The 4,901-nt window shown below is 57.6% G+C and carries 5 protein-coding genes and 2 pseudogenes; 5 read left to right on the top strand and 2 right to left on the bottom strand.

What is annotated here, in order from left to right; genetic code table 11:
- From FHL16_RS33555 to FHL16_RS33540, 4 genes and pseudogenes are all read left to right on the top strand, one after another.
- A pseudogene (locus FHL16_RS33555) lies at positions 1-243 on the top strand (hypothetical protein); the annotation flags it as partial.
- Between the two features lie 28 nt (positions 244-271).
- Positions 272-610 (top strand): hypothetical protein, encoded by a 339-nt coding sequence (locus tag FHL16_RS33550; protein ID WP_077750533.1) that lies wholly within the window; start codon positions 272-274, stop codon positions 608-610.
- A 102-nt stretch (positions 611-712) separates the two neighbouring features.
- On the top strand, positions 713-1,378 hold the full coding sequence (locus FHL16_RS33545; protein ID WP_017340961.1) for a response regulator: 666 nt from the start codon (positions 713-715) through the stop codon (positions 1,376-1,378).
- Positions 1,354-2,709 (top strand): ATP-binding protein, encoded by a 1,356-nt coding sequence (locus FHL16_RS33540; RefSeq protein ID WP_017340960.1) that lies wholly within the window; start codon positions 1,354-1,356, stop codon positions 2,707-2,709. The genes FHL16_RS33545 and FHL16_RS33540 overlap by 25 nt, the downstream gene beginning before the upstream one ends.
- A gap of 81 nt (positions 2,710-2,790) precedes the next feature.
- On the opposite strand, the gene FHL16_RS33535 is transcribed toward FHL16_RS33540, so the two are convergent.
- A complete protein-coding gene (locus FHL16_RS33535) occupies positions 2,791-3,000 on the bottom strand; it encodes a DUF3606 domain-containing protein (protein ID WP_017340959.1) in 210 nt (69 codons plus the stop codon).
- 288 nt (positions 3,001-3,288) lie between these two features.
- Between FHL16_RS33535 and FHL16_RS33530 the strand changes: the two are divergent.
- Positions 3,289-4,662 (top strand): annotated as a pseudogene (locus FHL16_RS33530) (transposase).
- A 30-nt stretch (positions 4,663-4,692) separates the two neighbouring features.
- On the opposite strand, the gene FHL16_RS34650 reads toward FHL16_RS33530, so the two are convergent.
- On the bottom strand, positions 4,693-4,901 hold a 209-nt coding region (locus FHL16_RS34650; RefSeq protein ID WP_218191872.1), incomplete at its 5' end, for a hypothetical protein.

Here is a 4,901-nt window from a genome sequence, read left to right as displayed (position 1 = left end):
CTGATTGCCGCGACGCTGCTGGCCTGGCGCCTGGGGGGCAACGTGGTGCTGACCTTCTGGATCGCCTATATCCTGACCCGCCCGTTCGGCGCCTCTCTCGGCGACTTGCTAACCCAAGCCAAGACTTACGGCGGCCTGGGTATGGGCGCCGCCTGGACCAGCGCCATCTTCCTCACCGTCATCGTCCTGTTGGTGGCTGTCGCGCAGATCGGCGTCGGCATCCGCAGGTCCGCCATTCAATAACCACTCAGACACCCACCAAGGAATCAATATGCACTCCTTCCAAACGGCTTTTCGTCAAGTCGCGATCATCTCGTCTCTGGTGCTGCTGGGCGATCTGAGCGAGTTCCGCAGCATCGCTGCCGACGTCACAGCGCTCGTCGGGAAAAACGATCTGCCCGGCGCTAAGACTCGCATCAAGGATCTGGAAACCTCCTGGGATTCCGCTGAAGCCGGCATCAAACCCCGGGCCGCCGCTGACTGGCATGTGCTGGACAAAGGCATTGACCACGCACTCGATGCCCTGCGCGCCAGTGCGCCGAAGCAGGCTGAATGCAAGGCGGCCATGGACGACCTGCTCAAGGCTTTCGATTCGATGAAAGGCCAGTAGCAGTAAGTCGGCACGGAACCGGCGGCGGACAAACACCGGGGCAAGTGCTTCAATGTAGGTGCGATGGCAATGACCGTCGCGCCTTTTATGTCGGAGCGGTGCATGCGTATTCTGCTGGTCGAAGATGACCTGATGATTGGGGATGCCATCGAAGGTGTGCTCAAGGATGCGAGCTACGCTACCGACTGGGTGAAAAACGGCCTCACCGCGTTGGCGGCGCTGGACACACAGAACTATGCCCTGGTGCTGCTGGACCTCGGTCTCCCGGGCAAGGACGGGCTCGATGTGCTGGATGCCATTCGCGCGCGCAACAACCCCGTGCCATTGCTGATCATCACTGCCCGGGACGGCCTGGATGATCGCCTGCGCGGACTCGATGGCGGCGCTGATGACTTCCTGCTCAAACCCTTCGCCATGGCCGAATTGTTGGCGCGTATGCGAGCAGTATTGCGCCGTCGCGGTGGTAACGCGCAATCGCTGCTGGACAACGGCGAGGTGTCGTTGGACTTGGCCTCCAAGCAAGCCTCCACTGCCGACATCAGCGAAGTCCAACTCTCCAGTCGAGAATTCGCGCTGTTACAGGCGCTGTTGATCCGCCCGGGGGCCATCCTTTCGCGCAGTGAGCTGGAAGACCAGATTTACGGCTGGGGCGACGAAGTGGAAAGCAACGCGGTGGAGTTCTTGATTCACGCGTTGCGGCGAAAACTGGGTAACCATGTCATCAAGAACGTCAGGGGGATGGGATGGATGGTTTCAAAAGGCGTTTGAGCGACTCGGTGCAGTCACGGCTTTCCGTCACGCTGTCACTGGCCATTCTCATCGTCGCCTTGCTGGCCGGTGCGTTCGCGTTCATCTCGGCACTCGACGAAACGCATGAAATGCAGGACGAAAGCTTGCGTCAGGTGGCGGTGCTGTTCGACCGCCAGCACATGACCCTGCGCTATCCCGGCGCCGAACGGATCGTTGGCGACGACGAAGAGTCGAGGATCATCGTGCAGTACCTATCTGATAGCGCCAAAGCGACCGGCAATGACGACGCCAGCATTCCGTTGCCATTTCCCGTGACCCTGGCCGATGGCTTGTCGACGCTGAACATAGCCGGTGAAAACTTTCGCGCGCTGGTCAGAACCACCTCGGCAGGCGAGCGCATCGTGGTCGCGCAAGAGGCCGACGTGCGCGACAAGGAAGCGCGGGAAAGCGCCTGGCGCAGACTGCTGCCGTTTTTCATTCTGTTCCCGGTGCTGCTGTTGATGGTGGGGGACCTGGTGCGCAAGCTGTTCCGTCCCATCGCGACGCTCTCGGCGGAGATCGATCAGCGCGATCAGCAGGCGCTGCATCCTGTCGATGAACAGCACTTGCCGAGCGAAATCCGGCCCTTCGTCGTGGCGATTAATCGGTTGCTCAAGCGCGTCGCGCAGGCCATGGAAGCGCAACGGCGGTTTATCGCCGATGCCGCCCATGAACTGCGTTCGCCGATGACTGCGCTATCCCTGCAAGCGGAACGTTTGTCGTCCGCACCCATGTCGGAGGCAGCCCGGCAAAGCTTTGCGCCCTTGGCTCAGGGCATCGAGCGCAGCCGCAAACTCATCGAACAACTACTGGCCCTAGCCGCCGCACAATCAGTCACGCAACGAGCCGAGACGGCGGTTTCGGTGCACGCGTTGTTTCGCCGCGTGCTGGAAGACCTTCTGCCACTGGCCGAAAACAAGGGCATTGATATTGGAGTGGAAAGCGTCGAGGACGTTCAGGTCGTCATCAACGAGCTGGACCTCTTCATCCTGGTCAAGAACCTGGTGGACAACGCCATCCGCTATACCCCAGCGGGCGGTCGGGTCGACTTGAGTGTCGAGCCGGCGGAGCAGGGCGTGCTCATCGAGATCAAGGACTCGGGCCCGGGCATCAGCGCCGAAGAGCAGGAGCTGGTGTTCGACCCGTTTTACCGCAGCCTGGGCACCGGTGAAGCCGGCTCAGGGCTGGGTTTATCTATTGTCAGCACGATAGCCAGTCGTAATGATGCAAGTGTCACGCTCAATTTTTTAGATGAACTAAGCCAAAAAGGATTGCGAGTCACAGTACGATTGTATCGACCTGTGGTTTAGGTTTGGTCTACGTCCGCGATCTTCCCAGATATTGGATAACCTTGAACCAGTTTCGGAGTAATAAACCTGCCCATCGACGACTCACCACGTCGAGCATGTGTCATTGGAATTTTTTTTATTGCTTTCGAGTTGACTATGGACCGCGCTAAGGGCATCGCCTACCGCTTTCACTGCGGATTTGACCTCGCTCGTAGTTACCCCGAATTTTTTTGCCCAATACTTAAGCTCGAAGGTGTCGTTAACATTGATTCTGATCTCGTCAGAGCCGCGCGTGAGATTTCGTTGCTGCATAGATTCGTCCATAATTCGCTTGGTATGAGGAATAAAATAGCCGAAACGAGGCAGTTTCAATGTTTTTGGGAAGAATTCGCAAACTCGACTGAATTCTTATGTGGTTTTTTGGGGCCGTCGCATGCACGAGACCTTTCTGATGGACATTAGTGCTAGCAGGTCTAACGGCTGCACAGCCGATTTTTGCCTCTCGCGAAGGGCTTTAACCGGCCGATTCTGTTGAAAAAGTAGCTCCCCTGTTTGACCTGCGGCAAAATTGCTTCATTGGCCGGCGGGGGATCACAGAGCATGATGGGACAGTTATCGAGTGGGCAGGAGCGACTGTTTTACTCGTTCAACCTTGAAGATCACATCCCAGCCAATCATCTTCTGCGCAGCATTGATCAGTGTCTCGATCTGAGTGACCTGCGCCATTACCTCGCCGATTTCTATAGCCCTATCGGGCGTCCGTCGATTGATCCTGAACTGATGATCCGCATGCTGATCGTGGGCTATTGCTACGGCATTCGCTCAGAGCGGCGGCTGTGCGAAGAGGCCCATTTGAACCTGGCGTATCGCTGGTTCTGCCGGTTAAGCCTTGAAGATGAAGTCCCCAACCACTCGACCTTTTCCAAAAATAGACACGGCCGTTTTCGGGACAGCGATCTGTTTCGCTGGTTGTTCAATGAAGTGCTGCGTCGTTGCATGGACGCAGGCTTGGTCAAAGGTGAAGGCTTTGCCGTGGACGCCAGCATCATCAAGGCGGATGCGAGTCGGCAGCGCGGCGTACCGGGTGATGAACAGATCAACTGGAGCGATCCGGCCCTGAGCACTCGCGCCGTGCGTGAGTACCTTGAAGGCCTCGATGAGGAGGCTTTGGCCGAAACGCTACCGAAACGCCTGTCGCTGACGGATCCTCAGGCCCGCTGGACGGCTGCTCCAGGCGGCCCTGCTTTCTACGCTTACTCCACGAATTATCTGATCGATACCGAGCACGGCGTGATCATGGATGTGGAACCCACACCGGCTCATCGAACCGCAGAAGTCGAGAGCACCAAGACGATGATCGATCGGGTCGAAGTGCAGTTCGACATCAAGCCGGAACGCCTCATTGGCGACACCGCTTACGGTACCGCGCCGATGCTGGCCTGGATGGTGGAGGAAAAAGACATCGAGCCGCATGTGCCGGTGTGGGACAAAACTGAGCGCAAGAACGACAGCTTTTCGAGTAACGATTTCCACTGGAATGAAGAGGCCTAGGAATACCGCTGCCCAGCCGGCAACCCATTGCGCAGCGAATGGCGAGCCTTCAAGAACGAGCGTTCGCACGTCACCAAAGCCAACACCGTCATCTTCCGATCCAGACAGACCGACTGCGCGACATGTCCGATGAAAGCCAGGTGCTGCCCGAACACTTCGATTCGCAAGATCGCTCGCAGCGTCCATGAAGCCGCTCGCGATGTGGCTCGGCGCATTGCCGCAACGCCGGCATATCAGCGCTCTCGCCACGAACGTAAAAAGGTCGAAATGTTGTTTGCCCACCTCAAGCGCATCCTGAAATTGGATCGCCTGCGGCTACGTGGCATGAGTGGCGCGACGGATGAGTTCACTCTGGCCGCTGCGGTGCAGAACCTGCGACGGCTGGCCAAATTTTCATCTCAAGGGCCACCAGTCACGGGATAGGTGCGCCTGCACTAAGCAAAAAACCTCAAATTAACCCAATAGCAGAGCAGCAAAGGTCACCGAAGGGCCGAAAAACCACTCAATGTGGTGAGTAGGTTCTCCGGTGGTGGTCGTGCCTGAGTTCAAGCCATTTGAAAATCCGACTTTTTCAACAGAATCGGTCAATAGCTGTCTGTCAGGCAGCGTCCTCATCAGTGATTCTCTGAGCGATGCACCAGCTTCGGCTTTGTACGCCAGCG

This window comes from Pseudomonas sp. FSL W5-0299 (assembly GCF_005930655.1).
Classification (GTDB): domain Bacteria; phylum Pseudomonadota; class Gammaproteobacteria; order Pseudomonadales; family Pseudomonadaceae; genus Aquipseudomonas; species Aquipseudomonas mandelii.
The sequence above is the reverse complement of the archived record's forward strand: the minus strand, read 5'-3'. Positions and strand labels throughout refer to the sequence as shown.